Here is a 23116-nt window from a genome sequence, read left to right on the forward strand (position 1 = left end):
CCTTCTGCTGCTGCGTGCCGGCCTGGTCGGTCAGGTCGGACTTGGCCTGGTGCAGGAGGTCCCTGGCGTTCGTCTTCACCTCGGCGGCGACGTTGGCGGCCTCGGTTTTGGCCGTCTCTGCGACGCTCTGGGCGGAATCCGTGGCCTGGCGCTTCAGGTCGGCTGCCTCGTCCTTGGCCGCATCTGTCTTGGAGGCCCCGCCCTCGGTGGAGGTGCCGTAGGCGCTGCCGTCCGACGTCGGCGGGAACGTGGTTTCCGGCCGCAGGGGAGTCTGCTGGGTGGCCGTAGGAGTGCCGTAGCTACCGTCCTCGGGCCATTTGTTTTCTGTCATCTTCGCTCTCTTTTCAAGATCGGCTGCTGATCACAAACCAGCAATAACTGGAGACATAATAGTAAGCATGATTACTAACAAATAGTAAGTACCCTTGCTTTACTTCTTGCCGCGGGTCGTGGGGATGGCGGCGGTGAAGCCGTCCCCGGCCGGTGAACTAGGCTGGAAACATGGGCAAAACGGTGGACGGCTGATGGCGAAGCGGGGCAGGGCTGCCGGCCGGAGCAACACCGAAAAGGCGTCCGGAGTGGTGGAGATCCCGAAGGGCAGCCGCCCCGAGGGTCCGCTGGAGGGCATCTACTACATCGATACCGGTGACTGCGAGCTGATCGCCGACCAGGACAACTCCAACGGCTGGCTGCTGCGCATCAACGGTGTGATGAGTTCGCACATCGACCTGGCGGATCCGCTTTTCCTGGACTTCGAGTACATGCGCTGGATCTCGGCCCTGGTGGAATCGCGCTGGCCGCGGGACTCCCGGCCGAAGCTGCGCACCCTGCACCTGGGCGGCGGAGCATGCTCACTGGCGCGTTACTTCCACGCCGCCTACCCGGACGCGCGCCAGGTGGTGGTGGAACTCGACGGAAAGCTGGCGGAATATGTCCGGGGCTGGTTCGACCTGCCGAAGGCGCCGCTGATGCGCCTGCGTGTGGGGGAGGCCCGCGAGGTCACCGAAAGCCTTACGCCGCAGACCCGGGACTTGATCATCCGCGATGTCTTTGCCGGCTCGCTGACGCCGCGGCCGCTCACCACGAGGGAGTTCAACGAGCACGCCAAGCGCGTCCTGGCCCCCGGCGGGATCTACGTGGTGAACTCCGGCGACGCGCCGGACCTGAGGAACGCCCGCGAGGACGCCGCCACCATCGCGGACGCCTTCAAGCACACCGTCATCATCGCGGACCCCGCCATGCTCAAGGGCCGGCGCTACGGCAACATGATCATGGCCGGCAGCGACCTCCCGTTCGACAACGACCCGGGACTGGCGCGGCGCCTGCTGGGCGGCGCGGTGCCCGCCCACATCTGGAACGACGCCAAGGTCCGCGCATTTGCCGCCGGGGCTCCGGTCCGCCACGACCCGAAAACTGTGGCTCCGCCGTCGTCGACTGCTCCGTAACGGCCCTTTAGCGGCTTGAAAACGGCGGTTACGGAGCAGCCGATGCGTGCCCTCCCCGCCCCAGGAGCGCCTTGCGGTGCGCCTTCGTCTGTTCACGCAGGGCCTGCACCACCGCCGCGACAGCGGGGCGGCGCATGGAATCGGGCCGCAGCACCATCCAGTACGGCAGCAGTTCGGCGAAGTCCTCCGGCAGCAGCCGGACCAGGTCCGGGTGCAGGTCCGCCGCGAAGCAGGGCAGGAAGCCGATCCCGGCGCCGGCGCGGGTTGCCTCCACGTGGACGAAGACATTGGTGGAGCTCAGGCCGTCCCGCATGGTGGGCACGAGGCGCCGGGGGGCGTCCAGGTCGTCCACCTGAAGCATGGAATCCACGAAGTAGACCAGCGAATGGGTGGTTAGTTCCTCGATCGTCGAGGGGGTGCCGTACTCGGCCAGGTAATCGCGGGAGGCGTACATGCCGAGCATGTACTCACCGAGCCGCGCGGCCGCGGCCCGGTGCACCTGCGGTTCACCCACCACAACCTCGATGTCCAGCCCGGAACGCTGCTGGAGCGCCCGCCGGGTCACGGTGATGATCTCAACGCTGAGGCCAGGGTGGTCGCGGCGCAGCCTGGCCACCGCGGGGGCCGCGATGTAGGCGCTGAAGCCGTCCGTCGCGGTCATCCGGACGACGCCGGTGATCGGGTCCGGTACCCGCCCAGGCTGTTCGAGGGTCCGGATCGCCGCTTCCACCCGCTCGGCCACCTGGACGGCTTCCGCGCCCAGCTCCGTGAGCTCCCAGCCGCCGGAGGCGCGCGAGAGCACGCGCCCGCCCAGGGCCTTCTCCAGTGCCGCGATGCGGCGGGACACGGTGGTGTGGTTCAGCCCCAGGGACTGCGCCGCCGTCGTGAACTTCGCGGAGCGGGAGACAGCCAGAAGTACGAGCAGGTCATCCGGGTTGGCGTTCATATCTGCAATTCTGCACATAAGGGGTGCTGGTTTGACCATTGAATCGCCAACTTTGTGCGGCAATACTCAGTAAAGCTGCTCAGCGCTGTGCATCGCACCTCCTCTGGGCTGTTGACGACCGCGAACTTGAGGAGTGCAAATCATGGAGAGCAGCTTGAACGGGCGAAAGGCCCTGGTGACCGGCGGAGCCGGCGGAATCGGCGCTGCCAGCGTGCGTGCCCTGGCGGCACGTGGAGCAAAAGTGGTGATCGCGGATATGGATGAGTCCGCGGCCGCAGCCCTGGCCGATGAGGTCGGCGGTACTTCCTGGGCGGTCAACCTGCTCGACGTCGAGGCGCTCCAGTCGGTCAGCCTGGACTGCGACATTCTCGTCAACAACGCCGGCATCCAGCGCATCAGCCCGATCGAGGACTTCGACCCGGCGGACTTCCGCCGCCTCATCACGCTCATGCTGGAGGCCCCGTTCCTGCTCATCCGCGCCGCCCTGCCGCACATGTACGCCAACAACTACGGCCGGATCATCAACCTGTCCTCCGTGCACGGGCTCCGCGCCTCCCCGTTCAAGAGTGCCTATGTCTCGGCGAAGCACGGCCTGGAAGGCCTGAGCAAAGTGACGGCGCTGGAAGGCGGCGCGCACGGCGTCACCTCCAACTGCATTAACCCCGGCTACGTCCGGACGCCCCTGGTCGAGTCCCAGATCGCCGACCAGGCCAAGGTGCACGGGATCCCGGAGTCAGAGGTGCTGACCAAGATCATGCTGACCGAGGCCGCCGTCAAGCGACTCGTCGAGCCTGAGGAGGTCGCCTCCCTCGTGGCCTGGCTGGCTTCTGACGACGCCGGGATGGTCACCGGCGCGAGCTACACAATGGACGGCGGCTGGTCGGCTCGGTAGCGGGCCGCTGATCAGTCGGTCTTCCCGTCGTCCTTCTTGTCGTCGGCCTGGTCATGGGTGGCCGGCTCGGTGGCGCGGCGGATGTAGTCGTTGACGGCCTCCTCCGGAACCCGGAACGAGCGGCCCACCCGCACGGCCGCGATGGCGTGTGACTTCACCAGACGGTAGACGGTCATTTTGGACACCCGCATGGCCGCAGCGACCTCCGCGATAGTCAGAAAGTGGGAGGAGAAATTCGCTGAGCTCATATCTTCCGGGCCGTCCACTAGTCGGGGTACCGGAGTTGCCGGTAGTCGTAGAAGGTGACTTCCCCCGCCGCGCTGGCTGTCCGGAGACCCACGTAGGGGGCATCGATCACGGCCACCGTGCCCAGGTGCCGGCCGTTGAACGGATCATCGCCAATGAGCACCTGACCCATCCGGAACGGAATGCGCGCTGTTCTGGCGCGGCTCACGGTGCCCCACAGGAAACCGGCCACGCCGCCCCGCTGGAGTTCTGGTCGTTGGTGTTGTGCCTGCGGAGATGCTGGGGACTCCATCGGAACCACTCCTTCGGGAAGCGCGCCACTCGGACTGTCGGCTGCCTCCGGACCAGCTGGGGGAGGGCTCGCCGGCCCTGCGTCCCGGCCGCTCCGTACCGCCGTGAAGTTACTGTAGCCCTCAGCCCCATTCGTCACACGAGTAACTTCTACCCCTGCCAGACCGGGCACCACTTGGGACGCGGGGCCGACTACTTGCCGGGCAAGGGATCCGCCCCGTTTCCGGCCAGGGCGAGGGTTCCGCCCAGCCCGATCATCATCGCCCCGCCGGTGGTGCCCAGCCCGGCGATCCGCCGCGGCGAGCTGGCAAACCAGCGCCGGGCATTACCGGCGACCAGCGCCCAGACGCTGTCGGACGCCAGCGCGATCGCGAGGAACAGCGCTCCCAGCGTCGCCAGCTGCAATGGGATAGCGCCGGCCGAGTAGTCCACAAACTGGGGCAGCACGGCGACGAAGAAGATAATCGACTTGGGGTTTGTGGCACCCACGATGAACCCTTCCCGGAGGATTCGCAAGGTCGACGCCAGACGCGCGGGGTCCGCCGCCGTCGTCGGGCCCCTGCCACGGTGCCGGATGGCCTGGATGCCGAGGTAGATGAGATAGGCCGCGCCGGCGAACTTGACCACGCTGAAAAGCAGTACGGACTGGGCCAGCACCACACCCACCCCGAGGGCGACCGCGGCGATCTGCAACAGTTCCCCGGCGGCGTTGCCCAGCACGCTCAGGAGCCCGCCCCGGCGGCCCAGGGCCAGCGTCCGTCCGATCACGAACAGCACGCTGGGTCCGGGCACGGCGATCAGGAGGAGGGCGGCGAGGGCAAAGGCCAGCAGGTTCGTGGCGGGGACCATGACTGATTTTAGCCCCCGCGGCCGGGCCCGTGGCGGGCCGTGCCCTACCGGAGGGGCTTCCGGCCGTGATAGAACCGACCCGGGTCGCGAATCCCTTCGTCTCCTGCGCTTCGAGCAGGGCCGCCGTCATTGGACCGTTTGCTCAAGGTGCCGCTGGACGCTGAGTTCCAGCACCCGACAGTGAAGGAGAAGCGCCATGAAAGCCATCGTCCAGGACGTGTACGGCTCTGCGGATGTGCTGGTGCTGCGCGACGTCGACACTCCCGTGCCGGGCGACGATGAGGTGCTGATCCGGGTCCACGCCGCCGGGGTCGAGCAGGGGGTCTGGCACCTCATGTCCGGCATGCCCTACCTGACCCGGGCTTTCTTCGGGTTCAAGGCTCCCAGGAACCCGATCCGTGGCAGGGAAGTCGCCGGGCGGGTGGAGGCGGTGGGGCGGAACGTCGTCGGGTTCCGTCCGGGGGATGAAGTGTTCGGGACGGCCGAGGGTTCCTTTGCCGAATTTGTCTGCGCCAAGGAGGGGAAGATCGCCCTGAAGCCGGTGAAAGCCAGCTTCGAGCAGGCAGCGGTCGTTCCCATCTCCGCCACCACGGCGCTGCAGGGCCTCCGCGACAGCGGCCAGCTCCAGCCCGGGCAGGACGTGCTGATCATTGGCGCCGGCGGCGGGGTGGGCTCCTTTGCCGTTCAGCTCGCCAAGGCGCTCGGAGCACAGGTCACCGGAGTGTGCAGCACCGCCAAGCTGGATCTGGTCCGGTCGATCGGTGCCGATCACGTCATCGACTACAAGCACGACGACTTCGCGGACGGTGCGAGGCAGTTCGACCTCATTCTCGACACGGCGGGGAACCGCCCGCTGTCGGTCCTCCGCCGGGCACTGAAACCCCGGGGAACCCTCGTGATTGTCGGCGGTGAGGGCGGCGGCCGCTGGACCGGAGGCTTTGAGCGGTCACTCCGGGCCGCCCTGCTGTCCCCCTTCGTTGGGCAGAAACTCACCGGTCTGATGGCAGCGGAGCGCCAGGAGGACCTCCGCTACCTCGCCCAGCTCATCGACACCGGTGCGATCACCCCCGTCATCGAGAAGAGTTATCCGCTGGGCGAGGCTCCGGAAGCCATCCGGCACCTCCACGACGGCCACGCCCGCGGCAAGGTGGTCATCACGGTCTGAGGACGCCCGCTTCAGGCCTGCTGCAGCGCGATTCCGATGATCGTGGCGTTGATCCCGAGCCCGATCAGCCACCAGCGGTTGAAGGTCAGGAGCAGCAGTGCGGCCGAGACCACGGCCCCTCCAGCCTGCGACGGGTTCCTCTTACCGCGGCGGGTCGAGGCGGGACATGGCAGGCATGTCCGGGATTCCAGACACCGGCAAGGATATCGGACGGTCCGGGACGCGGGTAGTGGTTGCATGCTTAAGTACGGGATACCGGACACCGAGCAATTGAAGAGGATCCATGCCAGCCACCAGCAGCACCCCGCCAGCCGACGAGGCGGCGCCCAAAACCGCGCCGGCCAAGGTGACCTCCAAAGTTCCGGCGGCGGAAAATACCCTGCGCATCCTCAAACTGCTGGCCTCCAAGCGGGGGCCGATGGCGGCGTCGAACATTGCCACCGCGCTGGGGCTGCCGCGCTCCAGCGTCTACCACCTGCTTGGCGTCATGGAGGCCAATGGCTTTGTGCTGCACCTGCACGAGGAGCAGCGCTACGGGCTGGGGATCAGCGCCTTCGAACTCAGTTCGGCGTATTCGCGGCAGGAACCGCTCTCGCGCCTGGGCCGGCCGCTGCTCGCCTCGCTGGTGGATGTGATCGGCGAGAGCGCCCACCTCGCCGTGCTGCATGGCCGCGATGTGCTCTACATCGTGGAGGAGCGGGCCAAGAACCGCCCCTCACTGGTGACCGACGTCGGGGTGCGGCTGCCGAGCCACCTCACCGCGAGCGGGCGCGCCATCCTCGCCGCGCTGCCGAAGTCGCAGGTGCGGGCGCTGTACCCCAACGCGGCCGCCTTCACCGCCCGGCACGAGACCGAGTCGCCGATCATGAAGTATTCGGCGCTGTCCTCGCATTTGGACCGGGTGCGGCAGCGCGGCTACGCCACCGAACACGGGGAAGTGACGCCAGGCTTTGGCTCGATCGCGGCCGCCGTCACGGACCATGTGGGCTGGCCGACCGCCGCCGTCGCCGTAACCTTCCTCGAGGACAAACTCCCGCCCGAGGAGTGGCCTGCCCTGGCCGCCCGGGTGCGGAAGGCCGCGGACGATCTCTCCCTCCGGATCCACGGCCGCCCCTCCGCCTGAACCCGTCCCCAACCCGCCCTGTCTCTCCCGTTGCGCTATCACTTTTGGTTCCCATCCACGTGTTTTAAGGGCCAAAAGTGATAGCGCAACGTGGGGGAGGCGGAGCTGGTGGGCGGGTCTGGAATCCCGGACAGCACCCCTCCGTGGGCCCTGTTTCCGCGGCCGGGGACAGGCTTTAGTTGATACAGAACCTCATTCCCGGAACCACCAAGACACGAAGGAGCCCCTCATGGCACCCGCAGATTTCACCACCGGTGCCCGCCCGGTCAAAGCAGCCCGCGGCACCGAGATCACCGCCAAGAGCTGGCAGACGGAAGCCCCGCTGCGCATGCTCATGAACAACCTGGACCCCGAAGTCGCCGAACGCCCCGATGACCTGGTGGTGTACGGCGGCACCGGCCGCGCCGTCCGCAGCTGGGCCGCGTTCGACGCGATCACCCGCACCCTGGAAACCATGGAGAAGGACGAGACCCTGCTGGTCCAGTCCGGCAAACCGGTCGGTGTCTTCCGCACCAACGAATGGGCGCCGCGGGTGCTGCTGGCCAACTCCAACCTCGTCGGCGACTGGGCGAACTGGCCCGAGTTCCGCCGGCTCGAGGCCGAGGGGCTGATGATGTACGGCCAGATGACCGCCGGGTCCTGGATCTACATCGGCACCCAGGGCATCCTGCAGGGCACCTTCGAAACCTTCGCCGCGATCGCCCGCAAGCTCACCGGTGACGAAAACGGCACCCTCGCCGGCACCCTGACGCTCACCGGCGGCTGCGGTGGCATGGGCGGCGCCCAGCCGCTCGCCGTCACCCTGAACGACGGCGCCTGCCTGATCGTCGACGTCGACGAAAGCCACCTGCGCCGCCGCCTCGGCAAGCGCTACCTCGACGAAGTGGAGACCGACCTCGATGCCGCGATCGCCAAGGTCCTCAAAGCCAAGGAAGAACGCCGCGGCTGGTCCGTCGGCTACGTCGGCAACGCCGCCGAGGTTTTCCCGGAGATCCTGCGCCGCCACAATGCCGGCGAGCTCACCGTGGACATCGTCACGGACCAGACCTCCGCCCACGATCCGCTGAGCTACCTGCCCGAGGGCATCACGGTCGCGGAATGGCACCGCGAGGCCGCAGCCGACCCGGAGGGCTTCACCAAGAAGGCCCAGGCCTCCATGGCCAGGCACGTCCAGGCCATGGTCGAGTTCCAGGACGCCGGCGCCGAGGTCTTCGACTACGGCAACTCCATCCGCGACGAGGCCCGCAAGGGTGGCTACAACCGGGCCTTTGAGTTCCCCGGCTTCGTTCCGGCGTACATCCGGCCGCTGTTCTGCGAGGGCCTGGGCCCGTTCCGCTGGGTGGCGCTCTCCGGCGACCCGGAGGACATCGCGGTCACGGACAAGGCCATCAAGGAACTCTTCCCGGAGAACAAACACCTGCACCGCTGGATCGACGCCGCCGCCGAGCGCGTCGAGTTCGAAGGCCTCCCGGCCCGCATCTGCTGGCTGGGCTACGGCGAACGTGCCAAGGCCGGGCTGCTGTTCAACCAGCTCGTCAAGGAGGGCAAGGTCAAGGCGCCGATCGTGATCGGCCGCGACCACCTCGACTCCGGCTCCGTCGCGTCCCCGTACCGCGAAACCGAAGCCATGGCTGACGGCTCGGACGCCGTGGCCGACTGGCCGCTGCTCAACGCGCTGCTCAACACCGCCTCCGGCGCCACCTGGGTCTCCATCCACCACGGCGGCGGCGTCGGCATCGGCCGCTCCATCCACGCCGGCCAGGTCTCGGTGGCCGACGGCACCGAGCTCGCAGCGCAGAAGCTCGAACGCCTGCTCACCAACGACCCCGGCATGGGCGTCATCCGCCACGTCGACGCCGGCTACGACCGCGCCGTCGAAGTCGCCCAAGAGCGCGGCGTCCGCATCCCGATGTCAGAAACCCGCTAAGTAAGGTCCCACCCCACATCGACTGCTCCGTAACCGCCGTTTTGAGCCCCGAAAAGGGCACTTACGGAGCACTCGATCCCCACGAGCCAGGGAACCCTGCTCGCGTGGCCCCAGAGAACCAGGAACACCCCATGACTGTCACAACCCACGAACCGCTCACCGTCACCCTTGGCTCCAGCGGCGTCACTCCCGAGGACGTCGTCGCCGTCGCCCGCCACGACGCCCAGGTGACCATCGCCCAGGACGCCCTCGACGCCGTCGCCAGGGTCCGCGCCCACATCGACGGCCTGGCCCACAGCGAGGTTCCCGCGTACGGCATCTCCACCGGGTTCGGCGCGCTGGCCAACCGGCACATCCCCAACGAACTGCGTACCCAGCTGCAGAAATCGCTGATCCGCAGCCACGCCGCCGGCATGGGCCCGGCCGTGGAACGCGAGGTGGTCCGAGGCATCATGTTCCTGCGCGCCAAGACCCTCGCGTCGGGCCGCACCGGCGTCCGCCCGGTGGTCCTGCAGACCATGGTGAAGGTCCTCAACGCCGGCATCACCCCGGTGGTCCGCGAATTCGGCTCGCTCGGCTGCTCCGGCGATCTCGCCCCGCTGTCCCACTGCGCCCTCGTCCTGATGGGCGAAGGCGAAGCCACCGGCCCGGACGGTGAACTCTACGGCGGCAAGGACGGCCGCCCGGTCGCCGAACTCCTCGCCGCGCACGGGATCGAGCCCGTCACCCTGGCCGAGAAGGAAGGCCTGGCGCTGGTCAACGGCACCGAGGGCATGCTGGGCATGCTGCTGATGGCCATCGCGGACATCCGCCAGCTGCTCACGACGGCGGACATCACCGCCGCGCTCAGCGTCGAGGCGCTGCTGGGCACCGACCAGGTGTTCCTGCCCGAACTGCACGCGGCCCTCCGCCCGCACCCGGGCCAGGCCGCCTCCGCGGACAACATGCTCCGGGTCCTGTCCGACTCCCCGATCGTGGCCTCGCACCGGATCAACGACACCAAGGTCCAGGACGCCTACTCGCTGCGCTGCGCCCCCCAGGTGGCCGGGGCGGTCCGCGACACCGTGGACCATGCCGCCATGGTCGCTTCCCGCGAGCTGGCCGCCGCGATCGACAACCCGGTGGTCCTGCCGGACGGCCGGGTCAGCTCCAACGGCAACTTCCACGGTGCCCCGGTGGCCTACGTGCTGGACTTCCTGGCGATCGCCGTCGCGGACCTGAGCTCCATCGCCGAGCGCCGGACCGACCGCATGCTGGACCCGGCCCGCTCGCACGGGCTGCCCGCGTTCCTCGCCGCAGACCCCGGCGTTGACTCGGGGCTGATGATCGCCCAGTACACCCAGGCCGGGCTGGTCTCGGACAACAAGCGGCTGGCTGTCCCGGCGTCGGTGGATTCGATCCCCAGCTCCGCGATGCAGGAGGACCACGTGTCGATGGGCTGGCACGCGGCCCGCAAGCTCCGCCGCGCGGTGGAGAACCTGCGCCGCGTCCTGGCGATCGAACTCGTGACCTCGGCGCGGGCACTCGACATTCGCACCCAGCTCTCCGGCGGCGAACTCACCCCGGGACCCGCCGGCGCCGCCGTGATCGCCGCGCTGCGCGACGTCGTCGACGGTCCCGGCACGGACCGGTTCCTGTCCCCGGAGCTGGAGGCGGCGGACCGTCTCGTCGCCTCGGGCCGGGTGCGGGCTGCAGCCGAATCCGCCGTCGGAAATCTCGCCTGAGGGAAAACAAAATGCAGTCCGGGTGAACAATTTCCGGCGCCCCCGAAATAGTGGGCAACACGGCCAGCGGGGGCCCGGGAACTGTAGTACAAATGGAAAGTCACACCAACGAAGTTGTGACAAGGAACACATACAAAGGGGTAGAAGTTCATGAAAGCACGCGGGACGGTTATGTCCAGACGGCTGGCATCGGTCAGTGCGGTCTCCGACTGGCGGAGCCTCAAAGCGGGGGACCGGGTCGAAATCCTTAAGCATGCCCAGGTTTTGGCGGCCGGTGAGGTCGAAGAAGTCTCACTGAGCGGCAATGTCCTCTGGCTGGTGCCGGCGGAACCGGCGGTCCCTTCTGAGCACGGGCTTTTCCTGAAATCAGATGGCGTGGAGGTGCGGCGCAGCTAGCCGAAACCGGTTTTCGCACCGCTGACGCGTATCTTGGTGAGGGGGCGCCGTTCCGTAGGGACGGTGCCCCTACTCATCCCCGGGCATCCGGGTCCCGGCAGGAGGAATACGCAGTGTTTGAGGCTCCCAGCATCATTTTTGCAGCGGCAGGCATGGCCGTCTTCGCTGCCGCACTTCTGCCCAAGCTGCTGCGCAATGCGCCGCTGTCGATGCCGATGGTCTTCCTGGCCGCCGGCATGCTGGCCTTCACGTTCATCCCGGAACTGCCGGACCCGGACCCCCTGCAATACGGGGAGTTCACCACCCACCTGACTGAAGTCTGCGTCATCATCTCCTTGATGGGCGCCGGCCTCGCGCTGGACCGCCCCGTGGGCAGGCGCGAATGGTCGACCACCTGGCGGATGCTGGGGATCGCCATGCCGATCTGCATCGTTGCCCTCACCCTGCTGGGGCTCGGGGTGCTGGGGCTGGGGCTCGGTGCCGCGCTGCTGGTCGCGGCGGCCCTCGCGCCGACCGACCCCGTGCTGGCCTCGGAAGTCCAGGTGGGGGAGCCCGCCGATGACGAGGACGAAACCGAGCAGGGCGAAGACGAGATCCGCTTCGGCCTCACCTCCGAGGCAGGCCTGAACGACGGGCTGGCTTTCCCGTTTGTCTACCTGGCCATCGCCATCAGCCTGGTCGGTCCCTCGCCGTCCGAGTGGTTCGTTTCCTGGTTCGCCACCGACGTCGTGTGGCGGATCGGTATGGGCGTGCTGCTCGGCTGGCTGGCAGGGAAGGCGTTGAGCCTGCTGTTCTTCTCCGCCCGTGACAGCATCCGGCTGGCCAGCCACTCCGAAGGCTTCGTGGCGCTGGCGGCGACTTTCCTGGCCTACGGGGTGACGGAAATGCTGGAAGGCTACGGGTTCATCGCCGTCTTTGTGTGTGCGGTAACCATCCGGGCCGCGGAACGGACGCATGGATTCCACCGCGTGATGCACTCCTACGTGGAGCAGCTCGAACGGCTTATGACGGTGGTCATCCTGGTGCTCCTGGGCGGCGCGATTGCCCGGGGCCTGCTGGCCGGCATTGGCTGGGCGGAGATCCTGGTGGCGCTGGCGTTCCTGCTGGTCGTCCGTCCGCTGGCCGGCTGGATCGGCCTGGCGCGGGGCAAGACCGGCCCGCGGGAACGGATCGCCATCGCCTTCTTTGGCATCCGCGGCATCGGCTCGCTCTATTACCTCGCTTACGCGCTCAGCAAGGGCGACTTCAACGCCCAGGCCGAGCAGCTGTGGGCGTTCATCGGCCTGGTGGTGGCAATGTCCATCGTGCTGCACGGGGCCACCACAGCGCCGGTCATGAACCGGCTGGACCGGCTCCGCGAACGGAAGGCCGTGCAGCAGCATGGCGACGAAGGCAAGGCGCCGAAGACACCCATCTGACGGGGCCGGGTCTGCCGGGGGCCGGGCGCTGTGCCCGCCAGCCGCCGGCTAGCCCAGCAGCGTGTTGATCAGCCGCGCGGCCACCCTCGCGGTGCGGGCGTCCATGTCGAACTCCGGGTTCAGTTCGGCGACATCGAGGTGCAGCAGCTTTCCGCTCGCGGCCACCTGGCGGCACACCGCGCTGATCACCGGCAACGGCACGCCGTAGGCTGCCGGTGCGCTCACCCCCGGCGCCACCGAGGCCGGCAGCACATCCAGGTCGATGGTCAGATACAGGGCGTCGACCTGTGCCAGGAACGCGGCCACGAACGCGTGCGCGGCCTCGGCTGCGCAGTCCTCGTCCAGCAGGTAGTCCACGCCCAGATCTTCGGCGGTCCGGAACAGCGCCCGGGTGTTGTTCGGCTCGGAGATCCCGACGACGGCGTACCTCAGTTCGCGGCCCGCGGCGGCTTCCGCCCGGGCCATCTGCAGGAACGGGGTCCCGGAACTGGGCACGGCCTCGTCGCGGAGGTCGAAGTGGGCGTCCAGGTTCAGCACCCCCACGCGCAGGCCCTCCCGGACCGCCGCCGAGCCTGCCAGCCCCAGATAGCTCGCGAACGCGGTTTCGTGCCCGCCGCCCAGCACCACGGGAAGCTGCCCGGCGTCGTGCAGGCTGGTGATCGCCAGCCCGGCACGCGCCTGTCCGGCCTCCAGCGCATCCCCGGCCACGGTGACGTCGCCGGCGTCGTGCACTTCCCGGCCGAGGTGGAAGGCGAGCGGACCGAGGGCGGCGCGGATCGCGGCGGGGGCCGCGGCGGCTCCGGCGCGGCCTTTGTTGCGGCGCACCCCGGCATCGCTGCCGAACCCGAGAATGACGGCGGGCCGGGCGGCGGCGGGCTGGACCCGGCGCAGGGCGTACGGCGTGACGGCCTGCCACCAGCGGCGGTGCTCGGGGCCGTCGCCGTCGAACCGTCCGGTCCAGGGCTGCGGCGGGACATCTACGGCGGGCACGGGAGAAACCATGCCCCTAGCTCACCGCAGCCCGGGCCGGAAAACCAGCCGCGCCGCCGTCGGACTGTCCGTAATCCCGGAATCCGGGCTCAAAGCCGCAAAAAACACCGCCGGGGTGGGACGCACGCCGATGTTTAGAACAAACATGGGCGTGACGTCCCACCCCGGCGGAGGGGAGGGAGCAGTTACGGGGGAACGAAGGGTTAGTGCATCCCCAGCGCGGCCTCGATCGGGCCGATCGCGAAGAACAGCAGGAACGCCGCGGCCACAGCCCACATCAGCGGGTGCACCTCGCGCGCGCGGCCCTGGAAGGTGCGGATCAGCACGAAACTGATGAAGCCGGCACCCAGGCCGTTGGCGATCGAGTACGTGAACGGCATCAGGGTGAAGGTCAGGAAGGCCGGGATCGCGATGCCCAGGTCCTGCCAGTCTATTTTGCCGACCTGGGAGACCATCATGAAACCGACGATGACCAGCGCCGGGGCCACGGCTTCGAAGGGCACGAGGTTGATCAGCGGGGTGAAGAACATGGCCACGAGGAACAGCAGGCCGGTGACGATCGAGGCCAGGCCGGTCCTGGCGCCTTCGCCGATGCCGGCGCCGGATTCGACGTAGATCTGGTTCGAGGAGACCGAGGCGCCGCCGCCGATGATCGCGCCGAGCGCGTCCACCTGCAGTACACGGTCCACGTTGGGGATGTTGCCGTCCTTATCGATGCTGCCGGCCTCCGTGGCCAGGCCCACCATGGTGCCCATGGCATCGAAGAAGATGCTGAGCAGGATCACGAACGCCAGCAGGGTCGCGGCGACAAAGCCGAGGTGTTCAAAGGCGCCGAACGGGTTGGCCTGCCCGATCAGTGACAGGTCCGGGGCCGCCCATTCGGAGAACGCCGGGGCCACGAGGGACCAGCCCTGCGGGTTGTACGTCTTGCCGTCGAAGCTGGGGCCGATGTGCAGCGTGAATTCCAGGATCACGGACAGGATGGTTGAGGCGACGATGCCGATCAGGATCGCGCCCTTGACCTTGCGCACCACGAGGGCGATGGTGAGGATCAGGCCGAAGACAAAGACCAGGGTGGGCCAGCCCAGCAGCTTGCCGTCGAAGCCCAGGCCGACCGGAACGGTGGTGCCGGCAACATCCGGGATGCGGCGCACGAAGCCCGCGTTGACCAGGCCGATCAGGGCGATGAACAGGCCGATGCCCACCACGATCGCGGTCTTCAGCCCTTCCGGGACCGCCTTGAAGACTGCGGTCCGGAAACCGGTGAGGACCAGGATCAGCATGGTGACGCCCGAGAGCACGACGAGGCCCATCATGTCCGGCCAGGTCAGGCCGGGGTTGGTGGCCACCGTGACGGCGACGAAGGCGTTGACGCCGAGGCCTGTTGCCAGCGCGAAGGGGTGCTTGGCCCACGCGCCCATCAGGATGGTCAGGATGCCGGCCGCAAAGGCGGTGACGGCGGCGACGGCGGCGAAGCCGAGGGTGGCGCCGGTGGAGTCGGGCCCCGAGAGGATCAGCGGGTTCAGCACCACGATGTAGCTCATGGCGAAGAACGTGGCGAAGCCTCCCCGGATCTCCCGCGAGAAGTTCGACCCCCGCTCGGATATCTTGAAGTACCGGTCGAGTGCAGAGCCCTGCTTGAGCATTAGTCCTCCGGGAGGTGTGGATAGTTACTTGAATCCTATTGGGCGCGCACCCGGCGTCCGGCCGATTTCGCCTAGTCTGTAAGGAAGCCAACACTAGGAGCAGCTTTTCCATGCGCCTCATCCGACAGCTTTTCAGTGCCCTCCTGGGCGCCGCGATCCTCGCCGCCGCCCTGCTGGGGGCGGTTGCTCCGGCTTCGGCCCACGATGCCGCGGAATCCACCAGCCCGGCCACCGGCGCCACCGTGGCGACGCCACCGGAGCAGGTCTCGGTCACTTTCAATAAGAATCCGCTGGCGCTGGGGTCGCAGATTCTGGTGAACGATCCCGCGGGCACCAACTGGGCCGACGGCGCCGTCGAGATCGTGGACAACGTGGCCTCGCAGAAGCTCAAGGCCGGCGCCCCGGCCGGTGCCTATACGGTGCTGTGGCGCGTTGCCAGCTCGGACGGCCACCCGATCGAAGGCAGCTTCACCTTCACCGCCACCGCCGGAGCCCCAGGCTCGACGGCGGTTGCTGCGGTTCCCACGATGGGAACCGCCCAGCCGGGCATCACACCGGCGCCGGCGCGGCCGTCCAGCTCCGCGGAGCCCTTCCCCTGGAGCATCGTGATCTTTGTGGGAACAGCCATCGGCATCGTGGTGGTCCTGGGTCTGATGGCCAGGAGCCGTCTCAAGCCGGGCTCCGGCAAGGACACCGAAAGCTGACCGAAGCCGCGCCTTAAGCAGGTGCGGCCAGGTCGTAGTACCCCGGGAGGACGGCGGGAAAGCCGTCCGGGTAAACCTTGGCGGAGATCGCCTGGCCCACCACCTTGGCCTGGCGCAGTACTTCCTTCGGCGTCGGGGTGATGAGTTCGCCCACGCCCACGAGGTACATCCCCAGCGCGTGCATGGTCGCCATCAGGTTTTGCCCGGCGGTCATGCCGAGCTCGGAGAGCATCCGGCGCAGCTGGCTGTGGGCACAGCGCGTCAGGACGAGGTGATCCGCCAGGAGGACGCCGCCCGGGGTGCGGACGGCCCACTGCTGGGTGGGGCCGGTGACGCCGGCATCAACGTGGTCCAGCTGCAGGGCCCGGATATTGTTCCGGACATCCAGCTTGTGGCTGGCGGCGTAGTTCCGCAGATGCCGGAGGATCTCGTTGCGCTCCCGCAGGCTGCCGGCGTCGGCTGCGTCGCAGCGTTGCAGGGAGGAGGTGTTGGCCGGATTGCCGGCGCCCAGCAGATCGAGCCCGTCCACAATGATGGAGTCCACGCCGCGCCGCTGCAGCTCGCTGGCAACCGCCAGCCCGGACAGGCCGGTGCCGATGACGACGGCTGCGGTCCGTTCGATACCACCGGACATAGGCATGGTCGACACGGCAGGGTCCCTCCTCGAATGGTGCCAATTGCGGGGCCGATGCCCCCTACGCGTTCCACTGCCCGCCCGAACGCTGCCCTCATCGCAATCACAAGAAGCTTCCGCGTTCTGAAACACGAGTCTCGGTTCAGCAACGCCTCGAAGACTACCTAACATTTCCGGCCTTGGGTAGAGCAGCTGCCACATTGGCCGGTCCGGGAATTCCCGGGCTTTTCCGGCGGCGCCGCGGGCATCTTCCGCCGTCTTCCGGGGCCGCCGGCAGCCTGTAAACACTGGGTAAAACCTGCGTGTCGCCCTCATTCCAGAGCTCATTCCTGGCGCTTGCTTGTTCCCGGCAAACCGAGAATAGTTGTGAACACCAGGGGTTCTAGCCGCAGATTCTTCGGGCGCGTCGCCAATGGACGCTGCATGCCGACACGTCTGGCAGAATAGCCGCAACATCATGCAAGAATCGCGAGGAGGCGGACCCCATGGGCCGAGAACAGGTGCATCCGGATCCGGCAGGGGATTCCTCCGGCGGGTCCGCGGCGCCCCGGGGGATCGTGGTCGGCGTCGACGGTTCGGACCACAGCAAGTGCGCACTGGTATGGGCCGCCCGCGAGGCCCAGCGCCGCAATCGCCCGCTGCACATCGTGACCGCCTATTCCGTTCCGATCTTCGCCGCGTCAGGGCTCGACGGCGGGTACGCCACCGTTGACGATTCGGTGATCCGCGAAGGCGCGGAGGCCATCCTGAAGCAGGCCGTGGACAAGGTGGCCGGGTACCTGATCGACGTCGACGCCTCGGTCGAGAACGGCGATGCCTCCGGCGTCCTGCTGGAAATGTCTGAGACCGCCGAGCTGCTGGTCTTCGGCACCCGGGGCCGGGGCGGTTTCGTCGGCCGGCTGCTCGGTTCCGTCAGCAGCGCCCTCCCCGCGCACGCCAAATGCCCCACGGTCACCGTGCCCCTGATCTGCGCCGACCGCCTCGGCGAAACCACCGACGACAAGCATGTCCTCGCGGAGCGGGCCAAGTCCGGTCGCGTCCCGGTCGAAAACGTGGTGGTGGTGGGGGTCGACGGCTCCGAACAGGCCCGGGTGGCGGTGTTGGAGGCCGCAACGCAGGCCGAGCGGCTCTCGGCACCGCTGCGGGTGGTGTGCGCGGTACCGCAGTACAGCGGTTCGCTCGCCTGGGTACCCGCGCCGATGGACCGGGACGCGCTTTTCGCCGACATAAGGGTCCAGCTCGAGGCCGGCACCGCCTGGATCAGGAGCCACTTTCCCCACCTCACGCTGGAGACGCAGCTCGTGGATGGCTCCCCCGTGGACATCCTCGTCGAGGCCAGCCGGCACGTGGAACTGGTGGTCGTCGGCACCCGCGGCCGCGGCGGCTTCGCCGGGATGCTGCTCGGATCCACCTCGGACGGGATCCTGCACCACGCCAAAGGCCCCGTCATGGTGGTCCCGGACCGGGACGATCCCCGGCTGGCGGACCGGGTGAACTTCGGCCCCATCCTCGGCGATTCATAGCCCGGAGCGGGCCCGGACCCGGGACGGAAAGCTTCCTCGGTGAAGGGAGGACCCGCAGGTGGACCAGCTCCCCGGCCCAGGTGAGCCGCGGCAGGAACCGCAGCCCGGGCTGGTGCTCGCACTGGAGCTGGCTGGCGCCGGGCTGCTGGCCGACGTCGGCGGCAAAGCGGCCAACCTTGGTGAATTACAGCGCGCCGGGCTGCCGGTTCCGGCCGGTTTCTGCCTGACCACCCAGGCCTACCGGCGTGCCACTGCGCCCGCCGGGCTCGAGGTGATCCACGCCGGGCTGGCAGCGACCGCCCCGGATGACCTTCCGGCGCTCGCCCGTCTGGCCACGGCCGCCCGGGCACAGGTGCTGGCCGCCGATGTCCCTGCCGACATTGCCGAGGCCGTCCGGGCCGCCTACGCGGCGCTGGGCACGAACGCCCCGGTGGCGGTACGCTCGTCCGCCACCGCCGAGGACCTGCCGTTCGCCAGCTTCGCCGGCCAGCAGGACACCTTTCTGAATGTCGTGGGCGCCGAGGCAGTCCTGGCGGCCGTCCGGCAGTGCTGGGCGTCGCTCTGGACGGACCGCGCCGTGAGCTACCGCGCCACCCACGGGATCAGCCCCTTAACGGTGACGCTCGCCGTGGTGGTCCAGCAGATGGTGGACGCGGCCGTGGCCGGAGTCCTGTTCACCGCGAATCCGGTGACCGGTCGGCGGCATGAAGCGGTCATCGATGCCAGCCCCGGGCTCGGCGAAGCGGTGGTGTCCGGGGCAGTCAACCCGGACCACTTCGTCGTCGACAGCGCCACGGGCAGAATTCTCGAGCGCCGGACCGGGAGCAAGGGGGTGGCCATCCGGCCGCTTTGCGGCGGGACCGAACGCATCGAGCAGTCGGGTTCCGGGTGGCAGCCCTGCGTGGACGATGCCCAGATCCTGGCGCTGGAGCGCCTTGGCCGGCGCGCGGAAGTGCACTTTGGCGCCCCGCAGGACCTCGAATGGGCCATTGACGGCGACGGGGTGGCGTGGCTGACGCAATCGCGGCCCATCACCACCCTCTACCCGCTGCCGGAGCTGCCTCGAAGCCGGGACGGGACCCGCGTCTACCTGTGCTTCAGCCTGGCACAGGGCCTGACCCGCCCGCTGACGCCGATGGGGCTGGCAGGCTTCCGGCTGATTGCCTCGTCCGTGGCACGGGCCGCGCAGTTCGACGTTCCCGTGCCGCACGACGGGCCGCCGCCGTACGTCCAGGCCGGCCAACGCATGTTCGTCGACCTGACCCCGGTGGTGCGCAGCGCCCTAGGGCGGGCCATCGTGCCGCGGGTGTTCGACGTTATGGAGGCCCGCTCCGCGGCAGTGCTCCGGCGGCTGTTCGCGGACCCCCGCTTTTCGGTCACCAGCAGGTCGCCCTGGCGGGTGCTTCGGCATGCCGGCCCGTGGCGGCGCGGGCCAGGGTTCCGGAGTCGCTGCTCCGCGCCGTGTTCCGGCCCGAGGCCGCGCTGCGCCGCGTGGAACGGTTTGGCGAACGGTTCAGGGCCGCCCTTGTCGTGCCGGCCGGGTCCACCCCGGTGCAGCGGCTGGACCATGTGGAGCGCATCCTCGGGCAGGAGCTCTTCCCGGTGGTGCCCAACATCCTGCCGCTGCCCGCCGTAGGCTTTGCCCTGCTGGCGGCCGCCGGCAGGCTGCTGGGGCCCGGCGCCGGCCCGGGGGCACTGCAGCCGGTGCTGCGGGGTCTTCCCCACAATGTCACCACCGAAATGGACCTGGCCCTCTGGCAGCTCGCCTCCGCCATCCGGGCCGACGCCGGATCCGCCGCGGTGTTCGAGGGCGCGGTGTTCGATGCAACAGGGGTGCCGGAGCTGGTCCGCCGCTACCGGGCCCGCGAACTGCCCGCCGTCGTGCAGTTTGGGCTCGCCAGCTTCCTGGGCCGGTACGGGCACCGTGCGGTGGCGGAAATTGACCTCGGGATGCCGCGATGGTCCGACGACCCGGCCCATATCCTCGGAGTCCTGGCCAACTACCTGCGGCTGGACGATCCCGGCCGGGCCCCGGACCGGCTGTTCAGAAAGGCGGCACGCGACGCTGAGTCCCAGGTGGACCGGCTTGCCGCCGCCGCACGGGAGCGGGGCAGGCTGCGCGCAGCACTGGTGCGGGCGGCGTTGAAACGCACCAGGATGTTTGCCGGGTTGCGGGAACTGCCGAAGTACCACATCGTCGAGGCCCTGGGTGCGGTGCGCGGGCAACTCCGGGCTATCGGGACGGAACTCGCGGCCACCGGGAGCATCACTGAAGCGGACGACGTCTTCTTCCTGGACCTGGTCGAGGTCCGCGAGGGCCTTGCGGGGAGGCGCCTGCACCGCGTCGTGGAGGAGCGCCGCGAAGCGTACGCCCAGGAACTGGGCCGCCGGCACATCCCGCGGGTGTTGCTCTCGGACGGGACAGAACCTGAGGCGTTGCAGGCCGCCAGGGCGGAGGGGGGTTCCGCGGGAGTGCTGACGGGCACTCCGGCGTCGGCGGGCACGGTTACCGCCGCGGCCCGCGTCATCCTGGAACCGCAGGGCGCGCATCTGGAGCCCGGCGAGATCCTCGTGGCGCCATCCACGGACCCGGGCTGGACGCCGCTGTTCCTGACCGCCGGCGGACTGGTGATGGAAATGGGCGGTCCCAACTCCCACGGCGCCGTCGTCGCCCGGGAGTACGGGATTCCCGCAGTGGTCGGGGTTCCGGACGCCACCTCGCGGATCATCACCGGGCAGAGCATCACGCTCGACGGCGCCGCCGGCACCGTCGCGCCCGGCGGCGGCCCGGACTAATCTGCCAGGCAAAGGTGAAACGGGCCACTTCCGGGCGTAGTGTTGAATCATGAGCTGCAAGGTTGGAGCGCGGTCGCAATGACCCGCAAATGGTTGCGTTGGATGCCCGCTGTTGTGGTCCCTGCCGTGATCGCGGCAGGCGTCCTGTCCGGATCCCTTCCCGCGAGCGCCGGAGACCCGCTGCCGGAGAAGACCCCGCAGCAGGTGTTGCTCATGGTCGCCCAGCATGGCGAAAAAGCCCTGTCCGGGACGCTGGAACAAAGCTCCGAGATCGGCCTGCCGGAACTTCCGACGTCCGGGTCCGGTGCGGGCTCCCCGGAGACGGCCTGGCTGGAGCTGCTGACCGGACCTCACACCGCCCGGGTTTACCTGGACGGGCCCGAAAAAGCCCGGGTACAGATCATGGACCGGATGGCGGAACGGAACGCGGTCCGGAATGGCGACGAGCTCTGGTTCTACAATTCCAAGGACAACACGGCCGCCCACGCGCAGCTTCCTGCCGACGCTGAGAGCCGCCACGAATCCCGACCCGGAGCCGTAGCGACCCCCGAGGAGCTGGCCGACAAGTTGCTCGCCAAACTCGACGCGAGCACGGAGGTGACCGTCGGACCGGATGTCCAGGTCGCTGGGCGGGCAGCCTACAATCTGATGCTTACCCCGGCCGCGGATACCACCCTCGTGGATTCGATCGCCATCGCGGTCGACGGCGAAAGCGGACTTCCGCTCGGCTTCGAAGTGAAGGCGCGGGGACAGGCCGAGCCGGCTTTCAGCGTTGCCTTCACGAGCCTCTCGCTGGAGGCCCCGGATTCCGCCATTTTCAACTTCACCCCGCCGCCCGGGGCCACCGTGGAGGAAATCCCACTGCCCGACCACAAGGCTGACGCCATGCCGCCGTCGGACGCTGCCGCGGCGAAGGCTGCGAAGCGGCCCACCATCACAGGCACGGGTTGGGCCTCGGTGCTCGAATTCCCAGCGGGAGCCATGGCGCTGCCGGGCCAGGCCCAGCCTCAGGACGGGGCCCCTGACCCTGCGACTGCCAACCCCCTGAAGCCCACACCCTCCGACCCGGAAGGAACCCGGTCCGGCGCCGCCGCCCTGCTGGAGCAGGCCGCGATGGCCGTTCCGGGCGGGCGTCTCGTGTCGACCTCGCTGGTGAATGTGCTGATCCTCGACGATGGGCGTATCCTCGTCGGCTCCGTGCCGTTGGAGCGGCTGCAGGCCGCGGCCGCGCCGCGGTGAACCACCCGGTGACCGCCGCGTGACGGCTGCCGCGCCGGCGACGGAATTGTGCATCGAGACCACCGGTCTCAGCAAGCGCTTAGGCCACCAGATGGCCGTCGACGGCGTCGATCTGGCCGTGCCGACGGGCTCGGTCTTCGGCTTCCTGGGTCCCAACGGCTCAGGGAAGACCACCACGATCCGGCTCATGCTCGGGCTCGCCGCGGCCACGGGTGGCTCTGTCCGGCTCCTCGGCGAGGAGATGCCGCGGCACCTGCACTCGGTGTTGCCCCGCGTGGGTGCCCTGGTCGAGGGACCGGCGTTTTACCCCTACCTCTCCGGTGCGGCCAACCTGCACCGCTTCGATGCCGCCGACCCGCATGTTCCCGCCGCGACGCGGAAGGCGCGGGTCCAGTCGGCGCTGGATCGGGTGGGCCTGACGCATGCCGCGGACAAGAAGGTCCGGGCCTATTCGCTGGGCATGAAGCAGCGGCTCGGCATCGCCAACGCCCTGCTGGCACCCCGCGACCTCCTGATCCTGGATGAGCCCACGAACGGGCTGGATCCGCAGGGGACCCGGGAGGTCCGCAGCCTGGTCCGCTCACTCGCGGCCGACGGCGCCACCGTGTTTGTCTCCAGCCACCTGCTGGCCGAGGTGGAACAGATCTGCACGCACGCGGCCATCATGAGTGCTGGCCGGCTGGTGGCGCAGGGAACCCTCGCGGAACTGCGTCAGGGCGGGCAGGCGCGGATCCGGGTTCTAACGCCCGACGCGGGGACCGCGGCCGAGGTGCTGGCCCGGTTGGGCCTGACCGCGGCCGTCGCCGGGCCGGGGCCAGCAGGGCCGGGTGTCGCCGGGCCGCCAGCCCGTTCCGCGTGGGGCAGCACAGGTGCCAGCAGTGAAATCCCCGGCAGCACCGGTGCGGTGCTCTACGCGCCGCTTCCGGCGGCGGCAGGGAACGGAGCCGTGGCACCGGAAGCGGTCGTGTCCGCCCTGGTGGCGGCCGGCGTCCGGGTCCGGGGCTTCGCCACCGAACAGGTCAGCCTGGAGGAACGCTTCGTGGCACTGACGGGGGAGGGCTTTGACGTTGTCCAGTAAAGAATCCAGCCCCAGCGAAACAGCCCCGGCGGGTGAGGGCCCCCGGGGCGGCCCAGGTGGAAGTCGCGCGGCTGCGTATGCGGC

At 68.9% G+C, this 23116-nt stretch carries 19 protein-coding genes and 2 pseudogenes; 13 read left to right on the forward strand and 8 right to left on the reverse strand.

Annotation, left to right across the window (positions count from 1 at the left end):
* Positions 1-331, reverse strand: a pseudogene (locus tag AC50YC_RS09705) (hypothetical protein); the annotation flags it as partial.
* A gap of 193 nt (positions 332-524) precedes the next feature.
* Here AC50YC_RS09705 and AC50YC_RS09710 point away from each other — a divergent pair.
* Entirely contained in the window at positions 525-1445 is a 921-nt protein-coding gene (locus AC50YC_RS09710) for a spermidine synthase (RefSeq protein WP_494953338.1), read from the forward strand.
* A 28-nt stretch (positions 1446-1473) separates the two neighbouring features.
* On the opposite strand, the gene AC50YC_RS09715 is transcribed toward AC50YC_RS09710, so the two are convergent.
* Entirely contained in the window at positions 1474-2391 is a 918-nt protein-coding gene (locus tag AC50YC_RS09715; RefSeq protein ID WP_494953339.1) for a LysR family transcriptional regulator, read from the reverse strand.
* 142 nt (positions 2392-2533) lie between these two features.
* Between AC50YC_RS09715 and AC50YC_RS09720 the strand changes: the two genes are divergently transcribed.
* On the forward strand, positions 2534-3283 hold the full coding sequence (locus AC50YC_RS09720) for a 3-hydroxybutyrate dehydrogenase (RefSeq protein ID WP_494953340.1): 750 nt from the start codon (positions 2534-2536) through the stop codon (positions 3281-3283).
* A gap of 11 nt (positions 3284-3294) precedes the next feature.
* Here the strand turns inward: AC50YC_RS09720 and AC50YC_RS09725 are convergent, their stop codons facing one another.
* The 3 genes from AC50YC_RS09725 to AC50YC_RS09735 form a co-directional block, all read right to left on the reverse strand.
* The gene (locus AC50YC_RS09725; RefSeq protein ID WP_494953341.1) at positions 3295-3531 is read right to left on the reverse strand and encodes a helix-turn-helix domain-containing protein; all 237 of its coding nucleotides are present in this window, start codon (positions 3529-3531) and stop codon (positions 3295-3297) included.
* 17 nt (positions 3532-3548) lie between these two features.
* Complete coding sequence (locus tag AC50YC_RS09730) at positions 3549-3821, reverse strand: hypothetical protein (protein WP_494953342.1); 273 nt, start codon at positions 3819-3821, stop codon at positions 3549-3551.
* A 191-nt stretch (positions 3822-4012) separates the two neighbouring features.
* The gene (locus tag AC50YC_RS09735) at positions 4013-4669 is read right to left on the reverse strand and encodes a LysE family translocator (RefSeq protein WP_494953343.1); all 657 of its coding nucleotides are present in this window, start codon (positions 4667-4669) and stop codon (positions 4013-4015) included.
* 196 nt (positions 4670-4865) lie between these two features.
* Here AC50YC_RS09735 and AC50YC_RS09740 point away from each other — a divergent pair, with 196 nt between their 5' ends.
* From AC50YC_RS09740 to AC50YC_RS09765, 6 genes are all read left to right on the forward strand, one after another.
* Positions 4866-5834 carry an NAD(P)-dependent alcohol dehydrogenase gene (locus AC50YC_RS09740; RefSeq protein ID WP_494953344.1) on the forward strand — a complete coding sequence of 323 codons (969 nt, stop codon included), beginning with the start codon at positions 4866-4868 and terminating at the stop codon, positions 5832-5834.
* A 283-nt stretch (positions 5835-6117) separates the two neighbouring features.
* Entirely contained in the window at positions 6118-6957 is an 840-nt protein-coding gene (locus tag AC50YC_RS09745) for an IclR family transcriptional regulator (RefSeq protein ID WP_494953345.1), read from the forward strand.
* A 229-nt stretch (positions 6958-7186) separates the two neighbouring features.
* Positions 7187-8884, forward strand: coding sequence for a urocanate hydratase (gene hutU, locus AC50YC_RS09750; RefSeq protein WP_494953346.1), 1698 nt, complete (start codon positions 7187-7189; stop codon positions 8882-8884).
* A 131-nt stretch (positions 8885-9015) separates the two neighbouring features.
* Positions 9016-10608 (forward strand): histidine ammonia-lyase, encoded by a 1593-nt coding sequence (gene hutH, locus AC50YC_RS09755; protein ID WP_494953347.1) that lies wholly within the window; start codon positions 9016-9018, stop codon positions 10606-10608.
* A 150-nt stretch (positions 10609-10758) separates the two neighbouring features.
* On the forward strand, positions 10759-11004 hold the full coding sequence (locus tag AC50YC_RS09760; protein ID WP_494953348.1) for a hypothetical protein: 246 nt from the start codon (positions 10759-10761) through the stop codon (positions 11002-11004).
* 113 nt (positions 11005-11117) lie between these two features.
* Positions 11118-12422, forward strand: coding sequence for a cation:proton antiporter (locus AC50YC_RS09765; protein WP_494953349.1), 1305 nt, complete (start codon positions 11118-11120; stop codon positions 12420-12422).
* Between the two features lie 48 nt (positions 12423-12470).
* On the opposite strand, the gene hutG is transcribed toward AC50YC_RS09765, so the two are convergent.
* Positions 12471-13424, reverse strand: a complete 954-nt coding sequence (gene hutG, locus AC50YC_RS09770) for a formimidoylglutamase (protein WP_494953350.1) — start codon at positions 13422-13424, stop codon at positions 12471-12473.
* Between the two features lie 191 nt (positions 13425-13615).
* The gene (locus tag AC50YC_RS09775; protein WP_494953351.1) at positions 13616-15058 is read right to left on the reverse strand and encodes an NCS2 family permease; all 1443 of its coding nucleotides are present in this window, start codon (positions 15056-15058) and stop codon (positions 13616-13618) included.
* A gap of 110 nt (positions 15059-15168) precedes the next feature.
* Here AC50YC_RS09775 and AC50YC_RS09780 point away from each other — a divergent pair, with 110 nt between their 5' ends.
* Positions 15169-15762: a copper resistance CopC family protein gene (locus tag AC50YC_RS09780; protein WP_494953352.1), complete on the forward strand. Its 594-nt coding sequence runs from the start codon at positions 15169-15171 to the stop codon at positions 15760-15762.
* A 13-nt stretch (positions 15763-15775) separates the two neighbouring features.
* Here AC50YC_RS09780 and AC50YC_RS09785 read toward each other — a convergent pair whose 3' ends face one another.
* A complete protein-coding gene (locus tag AC50YC_RS09785) occupies positions 15776-16402 on the reverse strand; it encodes an FAD-binding protein (RefSeq protein WP_494953564.1) in 627 nt (208 codons plus the stop codon).
* A 479-nt stretch (positions 16403-16881) separates the two neighbouring features.
* Here AC50YC_RS09785 and AC50YC_RS09790 point away from each other — a divergent pair, with 479 nt between their 5' ends.
* From AC50YC_RS09790 to AC50YC_RS09805, 4 genes and pseudogenes are all read left to right on the forward strand, one after another.
* Positions 16882-17919, forward strand: coding sequence for a universal stress protein (locus AC50YC_RS09790; protein ID WP_494953353.1), 1038 nt, complete (start codon positions 16882-16884; stop codon positions 17917-17919).
* A 58-nt stretch (positions 17920-17977) separates the two neighbouring features.
* Positions 17978-20715, forward strand: a pseudogene (locus AC50YC_RS09795) (PEP/pyruvate-binding domain-containing protein).
* 78 nt (positions 20716-20793) lie between these two features.
* Positions 20794-21954 (forward strand): LolA family protein, encoded by a 1161-nt coding sequence (locus AC50YC_RS09800; protein WP_494953354.1) that lies wholly within the window; start codon positions 20794-20796, stop codon positions 21952-21954.
* A 19-nt stretch (positions 21955-21973) separates the two neighbouring features.
* A complete protein-coding gene (locus AC50YC_RS09805) occupies positions 21974-23032 on the forward strand; it encodes an ABC transporter ATP-binding protein (protein WP_494953355.1) in 1059 nt (352 codons plus the stop codon).
* The last annotated feature ends 84 nt before the right edge of the window (positions 23033-23116 follow it).

The organism is Pseudarthrobacter sp. MDT1-56 (assembly GCF_059383555.1).

Bases quoted from the DNA above. Each gene is read 5' to 3' on its own strand.
- AC50YC_RS09710 (WP_494953338.1), top strand. From the start codon at position 525: ATGGCGAAGCGGGGCAGGGCTGCCGGCCGGAGCAACACCGAAAAGGCG.
- AC50YC_RS09715 (WP_494953339.1), bottom strand. From the start codon at position 2,391: ATGAACGCCAACCCGGATGACCTGCTCGTACTTCTGGCTGTCTCCCGC.
- AC50YC_RS09720 (WP_494953340.1), top strand. From the start codon at position 2,534: ATGGAGAGCAGCTTGAACGGGCGAAAGGCCCTGGTGACCGGCGGAGCC.
- AC50YC_RS09725 (WP_494953341.1), bottom strand. From the start codon at position 3,531: ATGAGCTCAGCGAATTTCTCCTCCCACTTTCTGACTATCGCGGAGGTC.
- AC50YC_RS09730 (WP_494953342.1), bottom strand. From the start codon at position 3,821: ATGGAGTCCCCAGCATCTCCGCAGGCACAACACCAACGACCAGAACTC.
- AC50YC_RS09735 (WP_494953343.1), bottom strand. From the start codon at position 4,669: ATGGTCCCCGCCACGAACCTGCTGGCCTTTGCCCTCGCCGCCCTCCTC.
- AC50YC_RS09740 (WP_494953344.1), top strand. From the start codon at position 4,866: ATGAAAGCCATCGTCCAGGACGTGTACGGCTCTGCGGATGTGCTGGTG.
- AC50YC_RS09745 (WP_494953345.1), top strand. From the start codon at position 6,118: ATGCCAGCCACCAGCAGCACCCCGCCAGCCGACGAGGCGGCGCCCAAA.
- hutU (WP_494953346.1), top strand. From the start codon at position 7,187: ATGGCACCCGCAGATTTCACCACCGGTGCCCGCCCGGTCAAAGCAGCC.
- hutH (WP_494953347.1), top strand. From the start codon at position 9,016: ATGACTGTCACAACCCACGAACCGCTCACCGTCACCCTTGGCTCCAGC.
- AC50YC_RS09760 (WP_494953348.1), top strand. From the start codon at position 10,759: ATGAAAGCACGCGGGACGGTTATGTCCAGACGGCTGGCATCGGTCAGT.
- hutG (WP_494953350.1), bottom strand. From the start codon at position 13,424: ATGGTTTCTCCCGTGCCCGCCGTAGATGTCCCGCCGCAGCCCTGGACC.
- AC50YC_RS09775 (WP_494953351.1), bottom strand. From the start codon at position 15,058: ATGCTCAAGCAGGGCTCTGCACTCGACCGGTACTTCAAGATATCCGAG.
- AC50YC_RS09780 (WP_494953352.1), top strand. From the start codon at position 15,169: ATGCGCCTCATCCGACAGCTTTTCAGTGCCCTCCTGGGCGCCGCGATC.
- AC50YC_RS09785 (WP_494953564.1), bottom strand. From the start codon at position 16,402: ATGCCTATGTCCGGTGGTATCGAACGGACCGCAGCCGTCGTCATCGGC.
- AC50YC_RS09790 (WP_494953353.1), top strand. From the start codon at position 16,882: ATGGGCCGAGAACAGGTGCATCCGGATCCGGCAGGGGATTCCTCCGGC.
- AC50YC_RS09800 (WP_494953354.1), top strand. From the start codon at position 20,794: ATGACCCGCAAATGGTTGCGTTGGATGCCCGCTGTTGTGGTCCCTGCC.